The 19,366-nt window shown below is 64.9% G+C and carries 18 protein-coding genes; 2 read left to right on the top strand and 16 right to left on the bottom strand.

From position 1 onward, the window contains the following. Nucleotides 1–134: 134 nt before the first annotated feature. The 16 genes from KZJ38_RS08200 to KZJ38_RS08130 all read right to left on the bottom strand — a co-directional run bounded on the left by KZJ38_RS08200 (nt 135) and on the right by KZJ38_RS08130 (nt 17,281). The gene (locus KZJ38_RS08200) at nt 135–773 is read right to left on the bottom strand and encodes a DUF924 family protein (protein WP_219799585.1); all 639 of its coding nucleotides are present in this window, start codon (nt 771–773) and stop codon (nt 135–137) included. Next, nucleotides 770–1,501: an alanyl-tRNA editing protein gene (locus KZJ38_RS08195; protein ID WP_219799584.1), complete on the bottom strand. Its 732-nt coding sequence runs from the start codon at nt 1,499–1,501 to the stop codon at nt 770–772. The genes KZJ38_RS08200 and KZJ38_RS08195 overlap by 4 nt, the downstream gene beginning before the upstream one ends. A gap of 103 nt (nt 1,502–1,604) precedes the next feature. Further along, entirely contained in the window at nt 1,605–2,015 is a 411-nt protein-coding gene (locus KZJ38_RS08190) for a group II truncated hemoglobin (protein WP_219799583.1), read from the bottom strand. 44 nt (nt 2,016–2,059) lie between these two features. After that, nucleotides 2,060–4,549, bottom strand: a complete 2,490-nt coding sequence (locus KZJ38_RS08185; RefSeq protein WP_219800178.1) for an ABC transporter permease — start codon at nt 4,547–4,549, stop codon at nt 2,060–2,062. A 107-nt stretch (nt 4,550–4,656) separates the two neighbouring features. Then, the gene (locus tag KZJ38_RS08180) at nt 4,657–5,268 is read right to left on the bottom strand and encodes a DUF4126 domain-containing protein (protein ID WP_219799582.1); all 612 of its coding nucleotides are present in this window, start codon (nt 5,266–5,268) and stop codon (nt 4,657–4,659) included. A gap of 385 nt (nt 5,269–5,653) precedes the next feature. Continuing rightward, complete coding sequence (gene sugE / locus KZJ38_RS08175; RefSeq protein WP_219799581.1) at nt 5,654–5,974, bottom strand: quaternary ammonium compound efflux SMR transporter SugE; 321 nt, start codon at nt 5,972–5,974, stop codon at nt 5,654–5,656. A gap of 174 nt (nt 5,975–6,148) precedes the next feature. Next, nucleotides 6,149–6,847, bottom strand: coding sequence for a two-component system response regulator KdpE (gene kdpE, locus KZJ38_RS08170; protein WP_175109242.1), 699 nt, complete (start codon nt 6,845–6,847; stop codon nt 6,149–6,151). A gap of 12 nt (nt 6,848–6,859) precedes the next feature. Further along, nucleotides 6,860–9,799, bottom strand: a complete 2,940-nt coding sequence (locus KZJ38_RS08165; protein WP_219799580.1) for a DUF4118 domain-containing protein — start codon at nt 9,797–9,799, stop codon at nt 6,860–6,862. Between the two features lie 194 nt (nt 9,800–9,993). Then, nucleotides 9,994–10,572, bottom strand: a complete 579-nt coding sequence (gene kdpC / locus KZJ38_RS08160; protein WP_219799579.1) for a potassium-transporting ATPase subunit KdpC — start codon at nt 10,570–10,572, stop codon at nt 9,994–9,996. Nucleotides 10,573–10,604: 32 nt separating this feature from the next. Beyond that, nucleotides 10,605–12,689 carry a potassium-transporting ATPase subunit KdpB gene (gene kdpB / locus KZJ38_RS08155; protein WP_219799578.1) on the bottom strand — a complete coding sequence of 695 codons (2,085 nt, stop codon included), beginning with the start codon at nt 12,687–12,689 and terminating at the stop codon, nt 10,605–10,607. 36 nt (nt 12,690–12,725) lie between these two features. Further along, on the bottom strand, nt 12,726–14,531 hold the full coding sequence (gene kdpA / locus KZJ38_RS08150; protein ID WP_219799577.1) for a potassium-transporting ATPase subunit KdpA: 1,806 nt from the start codon (nt 14,529–14,531) through the stop codon (nt 12,726–12,728). Beyond that, on the bottom strand, nt 14,528–14,620 hold the full coding sequence (kdpF, locus tag KZJ38_RS08145) for a K(+)-transporting ATPase subunit F (protein WP_075157632.1): 93 nt from the start codon (nt 14,618–14,620) through the stop codon (nt 14,528–14,530). Before kdpF ends, kdpA begins: the two co-directional genes overlap by 4 nt. Next, nucleotides 14,617–14,730, bottom strand: coding sequence for a potassium ABC transporter ATPase (locus KZJ38_RS36445; RefSeq protein WP_075157633.1), 114 nt, complete (start codon nt 14,728–14,730; stop codon nt 14,617–14,619). The genes kdpF and KZJ38_RS36445 overlap by 4 nt, the downstream gene beginning before the upstream one ends. A gap of 275 nt (nt 14,731–15,005) precedes the next feature. After that, entirely contained in the window at nt 15,006–15,980 is a 975-nt protein-coding gene (locus tag KZJ38_RS08140) for a quinone oxidoreductase family protein (RefSeq protein WP_219799576.1), read from the bottom strand. Between the two features lie 30 nt (nt 15,981–16,010). Further along, complete coding sequence (locus tag KZJ38_RS08135) at nt 16,011–16,400, bottom strand: methylglyoxal synthase (RefSeq protein ID WP_219799575.1); 390 nt, start codon at nt 16,398–16,400, stop codon at nt 16,011–16,013. A gap of 89 nt (nt 16,401–16,489) precedes the next feature. Beyond that, nucleotides 16,490–17,281: an SDR family oxidoreductase gene (locus KZJ38_RS08130; RefSeq protein ID WP_219799574.1), complete on the bottom strand. Its 792-nt coding sequence runs from the start codon at nt 17,279–17,281 to the stop codon at nt 16,490–16,492. A gap of 333 nt (nt 17,282–17,614) precedes the next feature. On the opposite strand from KZJ38_RS08130, the gene upp reads away from it, so the two are divergent. Both upp and KZJ38_RS08120 read left to right on the top strand, forming a co-directional pair. Next, nucleotides 17,615–18,265 (top strand): uracil phosphoribosyltransferase, encoded by a 651-nt coding sequence (gene upp / locus KZJ38_RS08125; RefSeq protein WP_219799573.1) that lies wholly within the window; start codon nt 17,615–17,617, stop codon nt 18,263–18,265. 347 nt (nt 18,266–18,612) lie between these two features. Further along, complete coding sequence (locus KZJ38_RS08120) at nt 18,613–19,341, top strand: YebC/PmpR family DNA-binding transcriptional regulator (protein ID WP_219799572.1); 729 nt, start codon at nt 18,613–18,615, stop codon at nt 19,339–19,341. The last annotated feature ends 25 nt before the right edge of the window (nt 19,342–19,366 follow it).

Here is a 19,366-nt window from a genome sequence, read left to right as displayed (position 1 = left end):
CGGGGGACGTTGTTCAGGCGTTCGGCCGACTGAGCGGACCGATCGACCGGCCGGGTGCACCGACTGGGCGGGCTAATCAAGCGGGCCAAATAAGCGGCCCGACTGATCATCTGGAAGCCGCGCTGCCCAACCGTTTAGAACCGCGAGCCCCGCTCGCGCAGAAACGCGATCTCTGCTTCGGTCGACTGGCGGCCAAGCAGCGCATTGCGATGCGGAAAGCGTCCGAAGCGCTCGATGACCTTTGCGTGCCGCTCGGCTGAGCGCGCGTAGGACGGATCGAGCCCGTGCGCTTCAAGCTCTGCATAAAACCGCGCGCATTCGCGCTGGCCTTCCATCGTTTCGTCGTGCTCGAACGGAAAACAGGCGAACACACGATGGTAGACCGTCGGCAGCAACACGGCGCTAGCCTCTTCGACCATCCGCCGCGCCATGCTCACCGCCTGCGCATCGCCGTCATACATACGCGCCGAACCCCGATAGCAATTGCGCGTGAACTGATCGAGCACGATCACAAGCGCCAGCGATCCAAGCGGCGTGGCACGCCATGCATCGAGTTCATGTGCAAGTGCCGCTTCGATCAGCAAGCCGAAGCGTTCGCGCAGCATCGTGTCAAACGCTTTGTTGCGCTTGAACCAGCACTTGCGGTCCGTGCCATATTCGTTTGAACCGGGCACGCCGAACCAGCAGTCGAGCACGTCGCGCGAGCGCGCATCGAGCGTCGCGTAGTCGGCTTCGGGCGAATACGCCTCCGCACGGTTCGAACGTTCGCTCACACGAGTTCCAGCACCAGCCGGCGCGTGCGCGCGCTTTTCTTCTCGAGTTTCGCGACGCGCAGCGCGCCGATCTCCTGCGTATTGCGCACATGCGTGCCGCCGCACGGCTGCAGATCGACGCCTTCGATGCGCAACAGACGCACGCGGCCGAGTCCCATCGGCGGCTTCACGCTCATCGTGCGTACCAGTTCGGGCCGCGCGGCCATTTCGTCGTCGGTGATCCATTCGGTCGCGACGCCATGCGCACCGCCGACGAGTTCCGCGAGCCGCGCTTCAACCTGCTCGCGCTCGATCGGATCGACCGTCGCGAAGTCGAGGCGCGCGTAGTCGGTCGTGATGCTGCAGCCGTCGACCGCATACGGCAGCACCGCGCACATCAGATGGCTCGCCGTATGCAGCCGCATATGCCGGTAGCGGCGCGCCCAGTCGATTTCGGCACGCACGCGCTCGCCGGCGACGAAGCGCGCAAGCAGCGCTTCCTGGCCCGGCGCCGGGACGTGCACTGCATCGTCGGGCGTCGCGCCCTCGAACTTCGCCTTGCGTGTATCGGCGATATCGATGCGCGTGCCGTCGGCGAGCACGAGCGCGCCGGCGTCGCCGGCCTGGCCGCCGCCCAGCGGATAGAACACGGTCTGGTCAAGATGAATGCCGAGCTCGTCGACGGCGGTGATCGTCGCGTCGCAGCCGGTCAGATACGCGTCTTCGCGAAACAATGCGCGCGTCGTCATGGGGGATCTCCTTGATATCGTTATTCAGTTGGCGCGGGATGTTCGGCGCCCAAAGCAATGCGCCTGCGGAAAAACGCGGGGCTCAACCAAGGCGCAACCACGCTCAACCGGGCCGGTTACGCATCCAGTCCGCCGTATCGAAGAACGAATGCAGCAGCCGTTCGCGCAGCGTTTCGGATAAGCCGACGTCCTGCATCGCCCACGCCATGCAGCGCAGCCACTGATCGCGCTCGCTCGACGCGATCGCGAACGGCAGATGCCGCGCGCGCAACCGCGGATGGCCAAAGCGGTCTTCGTAGTGGCTCGGGCCGCCGAGCCAGCCGCACAGGAACCAGAAAAACTTGTCGCGCGAGCCTTCGAGCGTCGGCGGATGCAGCGCGCGGATGCCCGCGAAATCGGGCTCGAGGTCCATCAGGTCGTAAAAGCGGTCGACGAGTTCGCGCACGCGCGCTTCGCCGCCTACGAGTTCGAACGCGGTCGGTTGCGCGAGCGTGGTGTCGTTGGTATCGGTCATACGAAGAAAAGCCAGTTCATTGAAACGAAAGAGTGCGCGACGCATCACGCATCGCGTAGCGACTGAAGCGCCGGACGCATCAGCACATGCCGCAAGCTCAGCCACCCGCCGAGTCCCGCGCACGCGATCCCAGCCGCAATACCGGCCGGCAGCAGCCACGGATCGAACTCAAGATAAAACTCGAATACGCGCGTGGCGAGCACCGAGCCGACCACCTGCGCGCCGACTGCGGCCATCAGACCCGACAACGCGCCCACCGCGATGAATTCAGCGATCTGCACCGCGCGCACCTGGCGGTGCGAAGCACCGAGCGCGCGCAGCAGCGCCGATTCTCGCATGCGCTCGTCGCGCGTGCCGGCCAGCGCCGCGTACAGCACGAGCACACCCGCCACAAGCGTGAATAGAAACAGGAACTGCACCGCGTCGATGACCTGCTCCATCACGGCTTGCACCTGCGCGAGAATCGGCCCGGTGTCGATCGCGGTCAGGTTCGGATAAGCGGCGATGAGCCCATCGATCGCCGAACGCTGCTCAGGCGGAACATGAAAGCTCGTAATGAAGGTCGCCGGGAAATCCTTCAGCGCGGCCGGCGGCATCAGCACAAAGAAGTTCACCTTGAACGAGCCCCAGTCGAGCTTGCGGGTGCTCGTCACCGGCGCCTCGATCGACAGGCCCGTCACATCGAAACGCAGCGTATCGCCAGGCTTCACGTTGATCAGCTTCGCGAGGCCCTGCTCGATTGAAATCTGCGGCTTATCCGTGTTGCCGTACCACTGGCCAGTCTCGATGCGGTTGTCGTCGGGCAGTTGCGTCGTATAAGACAGGTTGAACTCGCGGTCCACCAGACGCCGCGCATCGTCGCCCTTGTACGCATCGGGATTCACGGGCTTGCCGTTGATCGCGGTGAGCCGGCCGCGCACCATCGGCGACAGGTCGACATGGGCGAAACCGTGCTTCGCGAGGTACTGCGTGACCGGCTCGCGCTGGTCAGGCTGGATATCGATGATGAATTCGTTCGGCGCGTCGGGCGGCGTCGATTTACGCCAGCCCGCGACGAGATCGTCGCGTGTCATCGCGATCAGCAACAGGCACATCAGGCCGATCGCAAGCGCCGTGATCTGCAGCGCGCTGGCGTTCGCGCGCCGCTCGAGCGATGCGAGCGCATAACGCCAGCCGACGCCCACGGCAAAGCGCTCGCTGCGCACAATTCGCGCCGAGCCCCACAGCGCCACGCGTGCAACGCAAATAAACACAAGCAACCCGCCCGCGAATCCTCCGGCGACGATACCGCCCAGCTTCAGTTCGCCAGCCGCGAGCACGAGCAGCCCCGCGAACAGCACGACGCCGAGCGCATACGCAGCCCAGGCGGTGCGGCCCGCTTCGCCCCATTCGCGGCGCAGCACGCGCACCGGCGACACGCGCGTCAGCGGCAACAGCGGCGGCAACGCGAAACCGAGCAGCAGCACGAGCCCCGCCGCGATGCCCTCGAGCGCCGGCCATGCGCTCGGAAACGGCAGCACGACGCCGATCAGACCGCCGAGCCAGCGCAGCAGCACAAAGTGCCCGACGAAGCCGAGCACGACGCCAACGAGACCGCCGATCACGCCGAGCCCGACAAATTCGATCGTAAACAGCGCGCGCAGCGTGCGCTGGCTGACGCCGAGACAGCGCATCGCCGCGCAGCTGTCGAGATGCCGGCGCATATAGCGATGCGCGGCCATCGCGATCGCGACCGCCGCGAGCAGCGCGGTCAAAAGCGAGACGAGCGTGAGGAAGTGGCGCGCGCGATCGAGCGTCTGGCGCACCTGCGGCTGACCGTCCTGCAGCGATTCGAGCGCGACGCCGCGCATCTTGCCGCCGTCGACCTGTTCGTGAGCCCATTTCGCATAGGTCTCGACCGCCTGATCGCTGCCGGCGACAAGCAGCCGGTACGTGACGCGGCTGCCGTAGGTGATGAGCCCCGTCGACGGCACGTCGGCGTCGTTCATCATGAGCCGCGGCGAGAAATTGACGAAGGCGAAGCCGCGGTCGAGCTCTTTCGTGATCACAGCGCCGATCTTGAAGTCGCGCCCGCCGACTTTCACGGTATCGCCAACATGCACTTTCAGCGCGTCGAGCAGTTGCTCGTCGACCCAGACGGTGCCGGGCGGCGGAATCGAGCGGGCCGCGCTATCGGGCGCGCCGGGCTGTGGCGCGATCCGCAGCGCCCCGCGCAGCGGATAGCCGGGCGACACGGCCTTGATCGCGGCGAGGCGCGACAGCGGCTTCGCGGCCGTCGAGTTGATCATGCTCGGAAAAATCGCCGTGGTCGCGGTCTCGAGACCGCGCGACTTCGCCTCTTGCGCGAATTGCGGATTGACCGGGTGATCGGCGCGCACGATAAAGTCGGCGGCAATCATCCGCCGTGCATCGCGCTCGAGCCCCTGGTGCAGACGGTCGGCAAGGAAGCCGACGCTCGTCAACGCGGCCACCGCGAGCACCAGTGCGAGCAGCAGCATGGTCAGCTCGCCAGCGCGCCAGTCGCGCGCCGTCATCAGCGCGGCCTGCCGCAGCAGGTCGCTCCACGCGACGTGCCGGTGCGGCACGGGGAGCGAGCGCTCGCGCGCCGTTACGTCATTGCGGGCTTCACGGGCCGGGGCGCTCAATCGTGCCGGCTCCGCGCAAGACGCGACACCATATGCGTCGCCATGCCGCGGAACCCGCCCTGCACGCCGCGCCACAACCGCGGCAGCACCCAGCTCACGACCACGAGAAAGCCAACCAGCAGCACGAGGAAGATCACCGGCGCAAACAGCGCCAGCAGCAGGCCGCCGAACACCATGCCTTCCTCGGCCGTCGACGTGACGACGTTCGACACCGGCTCAGGCGACAGGTTGATCAGTGCGCGCGTGCCGGCCTTGGTCAGGTGCGCGGTACCGGCGAGCGTGCCGCCCGCGAGCGCGGCCACGGTCAGCAGCGCCGGATCGGCATGACCGAGCGCCCCGGCCGCGAGCACAGCGCCGGCCGGAATACGGATAAACGTGTGGACCGCATCCCACAGCGAATCGAAGGCGGGAATCTTGTCGGCGAGGAATTCGGTGACCGTCAGCGTCCCGGCGACGCCGATCACCCATGGCGAGCTCAGCGCGGATAGCGTGTCGGGGAGATGGATGACGCCGAAACGTGCGAGCAGGCCAGCGATCAGCACGGTCAGATAGAGGCGCAGCCCGCTGCCCCATGACAGGCCCGCTGCAAGCGAAAGGGGTTCAAGCATGGCGCGCCTCCAGAGACGCGCACGGTGCGCACCTCATGCTCCTCGCGGCTTCTGGCGCGAAGCACGCCCGCGCCCCGCCCAGCCGTTGCCGCCGAGTCCGCGCGGCGCCACGCCGCACGGTACGAGTTCAGGTTGGAATTGGGTTCATTATAGCCACGTCACTTCAGAATCCGCCGATTGAAAGCCGGAAGTACTGTGGCGAAAAGCGGACTATGCGCGGCAGGTTTAAGGATTTTGGGTGCCAGCAAGGCAAAAACAGATTGGTTGCGCGGGCAACCGAGTTGCCCGCAGGGCGCGCTGACGCAGTGATCGATGAGCGCTCGGCGCCCACCCGGTAAAGGCTCAGGGACCACTCAGTGACGCCCGGCGATCGCTCAGTCTCCGCTCAGTGACCGGACGAAAGCTTGAGCCCGATCAACCCGACCACGATCAGCAGCGCGCTGGCGATACGCGGCAGCGTCACCGCCTCGCCCATCATGACGATACCGAACACGAACGCGCCGACCGCGCCGATACCGGTCCACACGGCGTACGCGGTGCCAAGCGGCAACTGGCGCATCGCGAGCGCAAGCAGCACGAAGCTGCCGAGAGCGGTGACGATGGTAAACACCGACGGCCAAAGCCGCGTAAAACCATCAGAGGATTTGAGACCCGCGGCCCAGGCAACTTCGAGCAGGCCGGCAATAAACAGAAGAATCCAGGACATCGGGACGCTCCCACAGGTTGGATGGGGTCGTCCCCGTTGATTCCGAACGCGTAAGGCCGTCCTTACGACTTCGTAATTATATCAAACGGCAACTGATGGAACGCGTGCGCATCTACGAATCGATATAGTGGCCTTGCCCTCAATTTTCCCCGATTTTTTCCTACCCGCCTTGCCTCAAGCCACGCCGACCAGCCTGTATCCGACACCCGTTTCCGTCACGATATGTTCAGGCTGTGCCGGATCGCGCTCGAGCTTCTGCCGCAGATGCGCCATATAAATGCGCAGATAGTGATGACTTTCGACATGCGACGGTCCCCAGACGTCGCGCAGCAGTTGCCGGTGTGTGAGCACCCGGCCCGCGTGGCGCACGAGCGTCGCCAGCAGCCGGTACTCGATCGGCGTCAGATGCACGAGCTCGCCGTCGCGCCACACCTGGCGCAGCGCGAGATCGACCGTCACCGCGCCGAAATGCGCCTGCGGCGAGTCGCTCGCGGCGGCCTGGTTGCGCCGGCGCAAATGCGCGCGGATCCGCGCGAGCAGTTCGGAGACGCCGAACGGCTTGGTCAGATAGTCGTCGGCGCCCGCGTCGAGCGCGGCCACCTTCTCGCTTTCCTGGGTGCGCGCGGACAGCACGATCACCGGCAGGTCGCTCCAGCCGCGCAGTTCGCGGATCACGTCGAGGCCGTCCGTATCGGGCAGGCCGAGGTCGACGATCACGAGGTCGGGCTTGCGCGTCGCCGCTTCGACGAGCCCCTGCTTGCCGGTCTGCGCGTCGTGCACGACGATGCCCTCGCCTTCCAGCGACGCGCGCACGAAGCGGCGAATCTGTTTTTCGTCTTCGATCAGGACGACCGTGATGCTCGGGTCACTCATGGGTAGGTTTCGCTAGTGTTGTCGTGTCGGGGCCGGCGAGCGGTCGCCGCCCGACGGTTCGCCGTCAGACGGATCGGCACGCCCGGCCGCATTGGCTTCAGTGGCCCCGTTATCTTCTTCTGACTCGTCTTCGAGCGCCTCCGGCACCGGCGGCGGCGTTTCGACCGGCAGCGTGAACCAGAAACGCGCGCCTTCGATCCGCCCATCCGGCGCGATACGATTGGCCGCGCCGATCTTGCCGTCATGCGCATCGACGATCGCACGGCAGATTGCAAGGCCAAGACCGATGCCGGGCTTCGCCGATTCCTTCTCGCCGCGCGTGAATTTCTCGAAGATACGCGACTCCATGCCGGCCGGCAGGCCTGGCCCGGAATCGTCGACGGTGACGCGCACGAACGGTTTGCCGTCGTCGTCGATCTGCTGTGCGCCGATCACCAGAGGCGTATCGGCCGGCGTATATTTCGCGGCGTTTTCGAACAGATTCGCAAAGAGCCGCTCCATCAGCACGGCATCGAGTTGCAGCAGCGGCAAATCGGCCGGCAGCTGCACCTGCACCGGATGCCGCTCGAGCACACGCCGGCAAGTACGCAGCGCAGCGCCGACCGTCTCCTCGAGCAGCGACCATTGCCGGTTCAGCTGCAGCCCGCCCGCCTGCAGCCGCGCCATATCGAGCAGATTCGTCACGATGCCGGCCATGCGCATCGATTCTTCGTGGATCGCATCGACGAGGTCGTCGATCGCTTGCGACTGTGCGTGCGTCGCCTCTTCGAGCGCGTCTTCGGACGACGCATGCGCGGCGGCGCCTTCGGCCGCATTCTGCGCCGCGCGCGCCTGCGCGAGCATCGACGAGAAACCGACGATGGTCGTGAGCGGCGTGCGCAGATCGTGCGAAATCGCCGACAGCAGCGAGTTGCGCAGCCGCTCCGACTCCATATTGACGAGCGCATCGCGCGCAATCTCGACGTAGTGCACGCGCTCGAGCGCAAGCGCGATCTGCGCGGCGAACGCCTCGAGCATGCGCTGCTGCTCGGGCACGTCGAGCTCGCGCTCGTCCTGCATCTTCACGGCGAGCACACCGCGCGTGCGCATCGGCGCCTTGAGCGGCAGATAGAGCGCGACCGCGGCCGGCAGCGTATCGGTGCCGTGCCCCGCCGGCTTCTGCTGGTCGTACACCCACTGGCCGACGTCGATATCGAGCGCCGCGCCGTCGAGCATGATCTGCTGGTCGGGATCGTCGACCTTCTGCTTGACCTGGTCCGCGCTGTCCGGCAGCAACATCGCGACGCGCGCGCGAAACACCTCGCTCACATGACGGCTGCCGATGCCGATGATCTGCTCGGTCGTCAGCGCGGCCGCGAGCTCGCGCGCCATCGCGTACATCGCGCCCGTGCGCTGCTCGCGCCGCTGCGCGACGCTCGCTTCGCGGCGCAGGCTCGACGTCAGATGGCTGATCACGAGCGACGTCAGCAGCATGCCGATAAAGGTCAGCAGATACTGCGTATCGGTGACCGACAGCGACATGCGCGGCGGCACGAAGAAAAAGTCGAACGCCGCGACGCTCAGAAACGACAGCACGACACCCGGTCCGCGCCCGAGCCTCACCGCGGTAAAAATCACGCCGAGCAGGTACAGCATGACGAGGTTCGCGAGATCGATATGCCCGATCAGCAGGCTCGCGATAAACGTCACCGCCGCGCAGATCGCGACAGCCCAGCCGTAGGCGCTGCGCGGCGAGCGCCGCTCGCGCGCTGTGCGCAGCGCATCGCGCCACGCGCCCGCGTCGTCGTTTTGCCGCAGATCGCGCGCGCTGCCGCTCTCGGTCGTCGCGCGGACCAGCGTGAGGTCGAGATCGTCGGCGCGTTCGGCGAGGCGTTCGCCGAACGGCCGCTGCAGCCAGCGCGACATTCCAATGCGCGACGACCCGCCCGCCACGAGTTTCGATACGTTGCGCACGCGCGCATAACCGACGAGCGTTGCAATCGCGTCGGCGCCCGCGAGCGTCGCGGTCTCCGCGCCGAGTTCGGCCGCGAGGCGCAGCGCATTCAAAGTGCGCTCGCGACGCTCATCGGAAAGCCGCTGCAGCTTCGGCGTTTCGACGTAGACCGCGATCCAGTCGGCCTTCAGTGCGGCCGCAAGACGCGCTGCGGCACGCACGAGCATCGGCGCTTCAGGCCCCGGACCCACGCACACGAGCAGGCGTTCGCGCGCCTGCCAGATATGCTGGATCGAGCGGTCCGCGCGGTACTCGCGCATCTGCGCATCGACGCGATCGGCCGTGCGCCGCAGCGCCAGCTCGCGCAGCGCGATCAGATTGCCCTTGCGAAAGAAATTGCGCACCGCGCGCTCGGCCTGCTGCGGCAGATAGACCTTGCCGTCACGCATGCGGTCGAGCAGTTCCTCGGCGGGCAGATCGACGAGCGTGACTTCGTCGGCGCGGTCGAACACGCGATCGGGCACCGTCTCCCAGACGCGAATGCCGGTGATCTGTCCGACCACGTCGTTGAGGCTTTCGAGATGCTGGACATTGACCGTCGTATAGACGTCGATGCCCGCATCGAGCAGCTCGTAGACGTCCTGCCAGCGCTTCGCATGCCGCGCGCCGGTGACGTTCGAGTGCGCGAGCTCGTCGACCAGGATGAGCTGCGGCTTGCGTTCGAGCGCAGCATCGAGATCGAACTCGCCGAGCTGCCGGCCGCGATACGCGATGCGCGCAAGCGGCAACACGTCGAGCCCGTCGAGCAGCGCGGCGGTTTCGGTGCGGCCGTGCGTTTCGGCAATGCCGACCACCACATCGACGCCTTCTTCGCTGCGCCGTCGCGCGGCCTGCAACATCGCATAGGTCTTGCCGACGCCGGCAGAGGCGCCGAAAAATACCTTCAGCTTGCCGCGCTGGCGTCGTTCTTCTTCGCGCTGCAGTTTGCCCAGCAACTCGTCGGGATCAGGTCGGTTCATGCTTGAAGCGGCTCTTCAATCGGGAAATTGACGCCACCATACAAACGTAATTCGCTCATGGTGACACGCCAGGTGCACAGCACGCAAACAGGCGCCACGCCCAGGTTAAGGCGGCATAAAAAACGCGGCGCCACAAAGACGATCGGGGCGGCGCCCGCTTGAGCACCGCCCCGGCCTCACAGCAGTTGCGCGGCTCAGCTGTGCTGCATCGCGTCGAGCGCGAGGTTCAGCTCGAGCACGTTCACGTGCGGCTCGCCGATGATGCCGAACTGGCGGCCGGTCGTGTAACGGTCGACGAGCGCCTGCACATCCGCCGGCTGCAGATTGCGCGCTTTAGCAACACGCGCGACCTGATACGCGGCGGCGGCCGGCGTGATGTCGGGGTCGAGACCGCTGCCCGACGACGTCACGAGGTCGACCGGCACCGGCTGCGACATATCGGTGCCGGCGTCCTTCAACGCCTGGATACGCGCCTTCACGTTATCGGTCAGCGACGAATTCAACGGGCCGAGGTTCGACGCGCTCGAATTGCTCGCGTTGTACGGGCTCGGACTCGTGGCCGACAGACGACCCCAGAAATACTTCGGCGCGTCGAACTGCTGGCCGATCAGCGCGGAGCCGACCACCTTGCCGTTCTGCTCGATCAGGCTGCCGTTCGCCTCGTGGTTGAACACAGCCTGGCCGATGCCGGTCATCACCGCCGGATACGCGATGCCGGTGATCGCAGTGAGCACGACGAACAGCACGATCAGTGGACGAAACAGATTCTTCATGATGGTTTCCTCAATTCAACACGTAGCGCGCATCAGGCCCAGCCGCATGCGGCAATTACCATGTCGATCAGCTTGATGCACGGGAACGGCAGGATGATGCCGCCGAGGCCGTACACGAGCAGGTTGCGGCGCAACAGCGAGGCGGCGCCGATCGGCCGGTACTTGACGCCCTTCAGCGCAAGCGGAATCAGCATCACGATGATGATCGCGTTGAAGATCACCGCCGAGAGAATCGCCGACGCCGGCGTGGTCAGGTGCATCACGTCGAGCACGCGCAGTTGCGGATAGGTCGAGGCGAACGCCGCGGGAATGATCGCGAAGTACTTCGCGACGTCGTTGGCGATCGAGAACGTGGTCAGCGAACCGCGCGTCATCAGCATCTGCTTGCCGATCTCGACAATCTCGATCAGCTTCGTCGGATTCGAGTCGAGGTCGACCATGTTGCCCGCTTCCTTCGCGGCCTGCGTACCGGTGTTCATCGCCACCGCGACGTCGGCCTGCGCGAGCGCCGGTGCGTCGTTGGTGCCGTCGCCGGTCATCGCGACCATGCGGCCTTCGGACTGGTGCGCGCGGATCGTCGCGAGCTTCGCTTCCGGCGTCGCTTCCGCGAGGAAGTCGTCGACGCCTGCTTCGGCTGCGATCGCCGCGGCGGTCAGCCGGTTGTCGCCGGTCACCATCACGGTCTTGATGCCCATCTTGCGCAGTTCGGCAAAGCGCTCCTTGATGCCACCCTTCACGACGTCCTTCAGCTCGATCACGCCGAGCACGCGCGCGCCATGCTCGCCCTTCTCGGCGACCACGAGCGGCGTGCTGCCGCGCCGCGCGACTTCGGTCACGACGTTGTTCACTTCAGCCGGGTAACGGCCGCCGCGCGCTTCGACGTAGGCCTTCACGGCATCCGACGCGCCCTTGCGGATCTCGCGGTCCGCGAGGTCGACGCCGCTCATGCGGGTCTGCGCACTGAAGCCGATAAAGACCGGGTGGAGCGCGGCCATATCGCGCTGGCGAATGTTGAAGCGCTGCTTCGCGAGCACGACGACGCTACGGCCTTCCGGCGTTTCGTCGGACAGCGACGCGAGTTGCGCGGCGTCCGCGAGTGCTTCCTCGGTGACGCCCGGCGCCGGCACGAAGGCCGAAGCCTGGCGATTACCGAGCGTGATCGTGCCGGTCTTGTCGAGCAGCAGCACGTCGACGTCGCCGGCCGCTTCAACCGCGCGGCCCGACGTCGCGATCACGTTCGCCTGCATCATGCGGCTCATGCCGGCCACGCCGATCGCGGACAGCAAACCGCCGATCGTGGTCGGAATCAGGCAGACGAGCAGCGCGACGAGCGCGGTGATCGTCACCACGTGACCCGCCTTGACCGCCTCGACCGCAAACATCGAGAACGGCAGCAGCGTGGCGGTGGCCAGCAGCAGCACGATCGACAACGCGACGAGCAGAATGGTCAGCGCGATTTCGTTCGGCGTTTTCTGACGCTTCGCGCCTTCCACCATCGCGATCATGCGGTCGAGGAACGCTTCGCCCGGGTTCACCGTCACGCGCACGACGATCCAGTCCGACAGCACGCGCGTACCGCCGGTCACCGACGAAAAGTCGCCGCCCGACTCGCGGATCACCGGCGCGGATTCACCGGTAATCGCCGATTCGTCGACCGATGCGACGCCTTCGATCACTTCGCCGTCGGCCGGAATCGTGTCGCCCGTTTCGACGAGCACGACATCGCCCTTGCGCAGATCGGTAGCCGTCATGATGCGGATCGGCGCCTTCGGATGCGGCTCGTTGAGCTTCTTGGCCATCACGTCTTTCTTCGCACTGCGCAGCGACGCGGCCTGGGCCTTTGAACGGCCTTCGGCAAGCGCCTCCGCGAAGTTGGCGAAGAGCACCGTGAACCACAGCCACAGCGTCACGGCGAGAATGAAGCCCGCCGGCGCCTCGGCCTGTCCGAAGAGCGCTGCCAACCACAGGATCGTGGTCAGGATGCTGCCGACGTACACGCAGAACATCACCGGGTTGCGGAACTGCGTGCGCGGCGTCAGCTTTTTAAAGGAGTCCACGATCGCCGGACGCAGTAGCGTCGGGTCGAACATGGACCGGGTTGCGGAATGATCAGTCATTTCTTCCTCAAATATTCTGTGGCGCGAAGCCCGTCATCACTGGCCGAGGACCATCATCAGATGCTCGACGCCGGGACCGAGCGCAAGCGCGGGCACATAGGTCAGCGCACCCACCAGCAGCACGGTGCCGATCAGCAGCACGACGAACAGCGAGCCGTGCGTCGGCAGCGTGCCGCCCGTAACGCCGAGACGCTTCTTTTCCGCGAGCGCGCCGGCAATGGCGAGCACCGCGATCAACGACCCGAAGCGGCCAAACCACATCGCAATGCCAAGCATCACGTTGTAGAACGGCGTGCTGACCGTCAGACCTGCGAACGCACTGCCGTTGTTATTCGCGGCCGAGCTGAACGCATAGAGAATTTCCGAGAAGCCGTGTGGACCGGGGTTCAGAATGCCCGCCTTGCCGGCATCCGTGAGCACGCCGATCGACGTGCCGATCAGCACCAGCAGCGGCGTCAGCAGAATCACGATCGACACCATCTTCATCTCGTACGCTTCGATCTTCTTGCCGACGTACTCAGGCGTGCGGCCGATCATCAGCCCCGCGACGAACACGGCGAGCAATGCGAACGCGAGCAGGCCATACAGACCCGAACCGACACCACCGAAGATCACTTCGCCCAACTGCATCAACAGCAGCGGCATGAGGCCACCGAGCGGCGTCAGCGAGTCGTGCGCGTTGTCGACTGCGCCGCACGATGCCGCGGTCGTCGCGACCGTGAAGATGCCGGACTGTGCGATGCCGAAACGGGTTTCCTTGCCTTCCATGTTGCCGCCCGACTGCGACGTGCTCGCGATCTGATCGACATGCAGCGCCGTGAAGGCCGGATTGCCGGACTGCTCGGAGCCGATCTCGAATGCCACGCACGCAGCGAAGCAGATCGTCATGAAAGCCAGCAGCGCAACGCCCTGACGCCGGTCCGTGATCATCTGGCCGAACACGAGACACAGTGCGGCCGGAATGATCAGCATCGACAGCAGTTCCACGAAGTTCGCGAACGGCGTCGGGTTTTCAAACGGATGCGCGGAGTTCGCATTGAAGAAGCCGCCGCCGTTGGTGCCGAGCATCTTGATCGCTTCCTGCGAAGCGACCGGGCCCATCGCGAGCGTCTGCTTCGTGACCGGCGTATCGACGGTCACCGGGTTGCCCTTCGCGTCCTTCACCGGATTGCCTTGCGCATCGAGCTTCGGCGCCGCGTAGGTCGTGGTTTGCAGCGTCGGCACGTCCTCATAGGCCTTGAAGTTCTGGATCACGCCCTGGCCCATCAGGATCGCGGCGACGACGACGGACATCGGCACCAGGATATAGAGCGTCGTGCGCGTGATATCGACCCAGAAGTTGCCGATGGTCTTCGCCGAGTGCCGCGCGAAGCCGCGGATCAACGCGATCACGACGACAATGCCAGTGGCCGCCGACAGGAAGTTCTGCACGGTGAAGCCGAGCATCTGCGTCAGATAGCTGACCGTTTGCTCACCCGCGTAGTCTTGCCAGTTCGTATTGCTGACGAAGCTGATCGCCGTATTGAACGCGGCATCTGGCGTCATCGGGCCGAATTGCTGCGGATTGCCCGGCAGCACGCCCTGTATGCGCAGAATCACATACAGGAACGCGAGGCCGATGACGTTGAACGCGAGCGTCGCGATCGTGTATTGCTTCCAGCCCATTTCGGCGGACGGATCGACGCCCGCGATGCGGTACAGGCCGTTTTCGAGCGGACGGAACCAGCGCACGACGCGCGAGCTGCCGTCGAGCACACGCGTCATGAAACGCGCAAGCGGTACAGCCAGCGCAAGCAGCACGACGATAAAAACCGTCACCTGCAGGACATTGTTCGTATTCATTCAATGTCCTCCGCGCGCAGCAGCGCATAGACCAGATAAACGAAGAGGAACGCCGTCGCGGCGCCGGATAGCCAAAGGATCCAGTTCATGAGCGCGCTCCTTGTCCCCGCCGGAATTGCATCAGCTTCGAGCAGCCGGCGACGAGCCCGAAGGTGAGCACCGTGATGACCACGAGGCCCCCGACATACAGCACATCCATTTCATGTTCCCCATTGTTGGCTATGGATGCCGAACGTTATGCCGATTCAGATAAAGGCCTGGTCAAAGAATGTCCGAACGGTATAAAAAACGCGTAAACAAAAAGCCGTTCCACGGTTACATGGAACGGCTTCGAAGGTGGCGCGGCGCCGCCGGTGCAAGCCCGGCAGGCTTGCGGCATAAGGCGCCGCACGATCCGGCGGCGCCCGCAAAAAAGTAAGGCTCCGCGAGGGAGCCTTTAACACGACGCTAATTGCGTTTATGCAGTTTATTCAATCACGGCACGAGAATCGTCGAGCCCGTGGTGCGGCGCGCTTCGAGATCTTCATGCGCCTTGGCGACATCGGCGAGCGCGTAGCGCTGGTTCACGCTCGTTTTCACCTTGCCCGATACGAGCACGTCGAACAGTTCCGCCGACATCGTTTCGAGATCGCTGCGCTTGCCGATATAGGAAAAGAGCGTGGGCCGCGTGAAAAAGAGCGAGCCGCGACTGGCAAGCTCCTGCGATTCGATCGGCGGCAGCGGACCTGACGAACTGCCGAACGACACGAACATGCCGAGCGGCGCGAGGCAATCGAGCGACGCGATAAACGTGTCCTTGCCGATCGAATCGTAGACGACCGGGACACCCGCGCCGTTCGTCAGCTCGCGCACACGCTTCGTGAAGTTCTCGCGCGTGTAGACGATCGGGTGATCGCAACCGTGCTTCCTGGCAATGTCCGCCTTTTCTTCGGAGCCGACCGTACCGATCACGGTCGCGCCGAGCGCCTTCGCCCACTGGCAGACAAAGAGACCCACGCCGCCCGCGGCCGCCTGTATCAGGATCGTGTCGCCGGGCTTCACGTGATACGTGCGGCGCAGCAGGTATTGCGCGGTAAGACCTTGCAGCATGACCGACGCGGCTTCGTCATAGCCGAGCGCATCGGGAATCTTCACGACCTTCGCGGCCGGCATCACGCGCTCCTGCGCATACGCACCCGGCGGCCGCTCCGCATAGGCGACGCGGTCGCCCTTCTTGAACTGCGTGACGCCCTCGCCGACCGCGACGACTTCACCCGCGGCCTCCATGCCGAGGCCTCCGGGCAACGGCAACGGATACAGGCCGTTGCGGAAATACACGTCGATGTAATTGAGGCCGACCGCGTGCTGCTTGATGCGGATTTCGCCCGCACCGGGGTCGCCCACGTCGACGTCGACCCACTGCATCACCTCGGGGCCGCCCGTCCTGTCGAATCGTATCGCCTTGACCATCGTTGCCGTTCTCCAGTTCGTCCTGCTCGTTCAGACATGCTGCGTCATACGCAGCGTCAGTACATCGAGAATCATCCGCGCCGTCGAAATGTTCGTCGCGCACGGTACGTTGTGTACGTCGCATGCACGCACGAGCGCGTTGATATCGGGCTCGTGCGGCTGCGGCGTCATCGGATCGCGCAAAAAAATCACCATGTCGACGCGGCCTTCGGCGAGCTGCGCGCCGATCTGCAGGTCGCCGCCGTTCGGGCCCGACAGCATCCGCTCGACCTTGAGGCCATGCGCCGCCGTGACGCGTGCGCCCGTCGTGCCGGTCGCGAGCAGATCGCACCGCTTCAACGTCTCGGCATATTCGCCGGCCAGTTTGACGATGTCGTCTTTCTTATGGTCGTGCGCGATCAGTGCGATGCGTGCTGTCATGTATCGATTCCCCCTGTTTTTTGTTGCTTGAATATGGTGCTGCGTGTTTGCCGGTTCTCTGCATTTGCCGGTTCACCGCGGTTACCGGTTCAATAAGTGCCCGGATAGGCGCCGCCGTCGATCAGCAGATTTTGCCCCGTGATATAGCCCGCGTGCACGCTACACAAAAATGCGCAAGTGCGGCCGAATTCGTCCGACGTGCCGAAACGGCGCGCCGGAATGCCGGCCACGCGCCGCGTGCGCGCCTCTTCCAGTGTGATGTTTTGCGCTTTCATCTGCGCGGCCATCGTCGCCGCGATGCGATCGGTATCGAATGCGCCGGGCAGCAGATTGTTGATCGTCACGCCGTGCGGCGCGACCTTGCGCGCGACACCGGCGACAAACCCGGTCAGGCCCGAGCGCGCGCCGTTCGAAAGACCGAGCGCATCGATCGGCGCCTTCACCGACGAACTCGTGATGTTGACGATGCGTCCGAAGCCGCGCGAAATCATGCCGTCGATCGTCGCGCGAATCAGCTCGATCGGCGTCAGCATGTTGGCCTCGAGCGCGCGAATCCAGTCGTCGTGCGTGAAACCGCGGAAGTCGCCGGGCGGCGGACCGCCGGCGTTGGTCACGAGAATATCGGGCTGCGGACACGCGGCCAGCGCGGCTGCACGGCCATCGGGCGTCGTGATGTCGCAAGCGATGGTCTTCACCGTTGCGCCGCTCTTTGCAGCGACGGTTGTGCGGATTTCTTCGGCGGTATCCTCAAGCGTCCCGGCCGTGCGCGCGAGGATCACGATATGCACGCCTTCAGCCGCCAGCGCCTCGGCGCAACCGCGGCCAAGCCCCTTGCTCGCCGCGCAAACCAGCGCGGTGCGCCCTGCGATTCCCAGATCCATGAGATGTCTCCTCGTTGAAAGCCGCTTGATATGCCGCTTGATGCGTCTCTTGTATGTCTCTTGATGCGTCGCTGCCGTCGCCATGCATTGCCTGTTACACGCAACGGGCGCTCGCGACGACAGGCGAGCGCGACTGCCCCCGATTCTAGAAGAATCGACGCGTCGCTGCCGACGCTGCGTTATTCGCTGAACCGCATTGAAGAAACCGCCAAATTGGCCGTTCCTCGAAATCCCGCGTTTCTTCTGCCAATACTTTCGGTAAACTTGCACGCATGGCGCACCGGTCTTCCGGTCCGTCGGTCCGTCTCCCATCCCTTCGCCTCGCGCCGCGCCATGACACAGGACAGCCGTTTTCCCAATCTTTTTATCCTCGACCACCCGCTGATCCAGCACAAACTCACGCATATGCGGGATCGCGATACGTCGACGCGCACGTTCCGCGAGCTGCTGCGCGAAATCACGCTGCTGATGGGTTACGAGATCACGCGCAACCTGCCGATGACGACGCGCCGCGTCACAACGCCGCTCGTCGAGGTCGATGCGCCGGTAATCGCCGGCAAGAAGCTCGCGATCGTGCCGGTGCTGCGTGCGGGCGTCGGCATGTCCGACGGGCTCATGGAGCTGATTCCGTCGGCGCGGGTCGGCCATATCGGCGTGTACCGCGATACGGACCATCGGCCGGTCGAGTATCTGGTGCGGCTGCCCGACCTCGAAGACCGCATTTTCATTCTGTGCGACCCGATGGTCGCGACCGGTTACTCGGCGGTCCATGCGGTCGATGTGCTCAAGCGCCGCGGCGTGGCCGGCGACAATATTTCATTTCTTGCACTCGTCGCGGCGCCCGAAGGGGTCAAGGTGTTTCACGACGCGCATCCGGATGTGAAGCTCTTCGTCGCGTCGCTCGATTCGCATCTGGACGAGCACGCCTACATCATCCCGGGCCTCGGCGACGCCGGCGACCGGCTATTCGGCACGAAGAACTAGCGGCTTGGCAGCGCGCCTTCGCACGGTCCTTTCGGGGCACTGCACAAGCGCGGAACGCGCGCCAAACACGTGCCAAACACGGGCCAAACACGCGCCACGCATCCGCCGCGCATCGGCGGCATGATAAAATCGCAGTCCGCTCATCGAGCGGCTCACCCTGCCTGAATCGCCTCGCACATCGCGCTCTCACGTATGCAGGGTGCGGCACATTGGACACTGCGTGCCCGCCGGGCGAATACTCGATGGCACTCAGGCGCGCCTCGCGAAACGCGCCCACATTGCACACAATCACGCGACAACAAATTGCACATGCGTGCGCCCCGCTGGCGCGCGCGCTGGAGAAAAGTATGGCGGGTCATTCGAAATGGGCCAACATCAAGCATAAGAAAGCAGCAGCCGATGCCAAGAGAGGCAAGGTCTGGACGCGGCTCATCAAGGAAATTCAGGTTGCGGCGCGCATGGGCGGCGGAGACATCGACTCGAACCCGCGTTTGCGGCTCGCGGTCGACAAGGCGTACGACGCGAACATGCCGAAGGACAACATCAACCGCGCGATCCAGCGCGGCACCGGCGGCGTCGACGGGGCGAATTACGAGGAAATCCGCTACGAAGGCTACGGCATCGGCGGCGCAGCGATCATCGTCGATACGATGACCGACAACCGCACGCGCACCGTCGCCGAAGTGCGGCACGCATTTTCGAAGTTCGGCGGGAATATGGGCACGGACGGCTCGGTATCGTTCATGTTCGATCACGTCGGCCAGTTCCTGTTCGCGCCCGGCACGGCCGAAGACAAGCTGATGGAAGCCGCGCTCGAAGCGGGCGCCGACGACGTCGTGACGAACGACGACGGCAGTATCGAAGTGCTGTGCCCGCCGAACGACTTCCCGAAGGTCAAGGCTGCGCTTGAGGCCGCCGGCTTCAAGGCCGAGCTCGCCGAAGTCACGATGAAGCCGCAGACGGAAGTGGAATTCACCGGCGACGATGCGGTGAAGATGCAGAAGCTCCTCGACGCGCTCGAGAATCTTGACGACGTGCAAGAGGTGTACACGAACGCGGCGATCGTCGAAGCGTGACGCAGTGCGGCCGCGCCGCTCCGTT

It is taken from the genome of Paraburkholderia edwinii (assembly GCF_019428685.1).
Classification (GTDB): domain Bacteria; phylum Pseudomonadota; class Gammaproteobacteria; order Burkholderiales; family Burkholderiaceae; genus Paraburkholderia; species Paraburkholderia edwinii.
Note: the sequence above shows the minus strand (reverse complement) of the source record. Positions and strands in the feature narration are given on the sequence as shown.

Excerpts from the sequence above, each read along its gene's own strand:
- KZJ38_RS08120 (WP_219799572.1), top strand. The coding sequence starts at position 18,613 with ATGGCGGGTCATTCGAAATGGGCCAACATCAAGCATAAGAAAGCAGCA.
- KZJ38_RS08165 (WP_219799580.1), bottom strand. The coding sequence starts at position 9,799 with ATGAACCGACCTGATCCCGACGAGTTGCTGGGCAAACTGCAGCGCGAA.
- KZJ38_RS08140 (WP_219799576.1), bottom strand. The coding sequence starts at position 15,980 with ATGGTCAAGGCGATACGATTCGACAGGACGGGCGGCCCCGAGGTGATG.
- sugE (WP_219799581.1), bottom strand. The coding sequence starts at position 5,974 with ATGTCCTGGATTCTTCTGTTTATTGCCGGCCTGCTCGAAGTTGCCTGG.
- KZJ38_RS08130 (WP_219799574.1), bottom strand. The coding sequence starts at position 17,281 with ATGGATCTGGGAATCGCAGGGCGCACCGCGCTGGTTTGCGCGGCGAGC.
- KZJ38_RS08195 (WP_219799584.1), bottom strand. The coding sequence starts at position 1,501 with ATGACGACGCGCGCATTGTTTCGCGAAGACGCGTATCTGACCGGCTGC.
- KZJ38_RS08135 (WP_219799575.1), bottom strand. The coding sequence starts at position 16,400 with ATGACAGCACGCATCGCACTGATCGCGCACGACCATAAGAAAGACGAC.
- KZJ38_RS08185 (WP_219800178.1), bottom strand. The coding sequence starts at position 4,549 with ATGACGGCGCGCGACTGGCGCGCTGGCGAGCTGACCATGCTGCTGCTC.
- kdpC (WP_219799579.1), bottom strand. The coding sequence starts at position 10,572 with ATGAAGAATCTGTTTCGTCCACTGATCGTGCTGTTCGTCGTGCTCACT.
- KZJ38_RS08180 (WP_219799582.1), bottom strand. The coding sequence starts at position 5,268 with ATGCTTGAACCCCTTTCGCTTGCAGCGGGCCTGTCATGGGGCAGCGGG.
- kdpF (WP_075157632.1), bottom strand. The coding sequence starts at position 14,620 with ATGAACTGGATCCTTTGGCTATCCGGCGCCGCGACGGCGTTCCTCTTC.
- kdpB (WP_219799578.1), bottom strand. The coding sequence starts at position 12,689 with ATGACTGATCATTCCGCAACCCGGTCCATGTTCGACCCGACGCTACTG.
- upp (WP_219799573.1), top strand. The coding sequence starts at position 17,615 with ATGACACAGGACAGCCGTTTTCCCAATCTTTTTATCCTCGACCACCCG.
- KZJ38_RS08190 (WP_219799583.1), bottom strand. The coding sequence starts at position 2,015 with ATGACCGATACCAACGACACCACGCTCGCGCAACCGACCGCGTTCGAA.
- KZJ38_RS36445 (WP_075157633.1), bottom strand. The coding sequence starts at position 14,730 with ATGGATGTGCTGTATGTCGGGGGCCTCGTGGTCATCACGGTGCTCACC.
- kdpA (WP_219799577.1), bottom strand. The coding sequence starts at position 14,531 with ATGAATACGAACAATGTCCTGCAGGTGACGGTTTTTATCGTCGTGCTG.
- kdpE (WP_175109242.1), bottom strand. The coding sequence starts at position 6,847 with ATGAGTGACCCGAGCATCACGGTCGTCCTGATCGAAGACGAAAAACAG.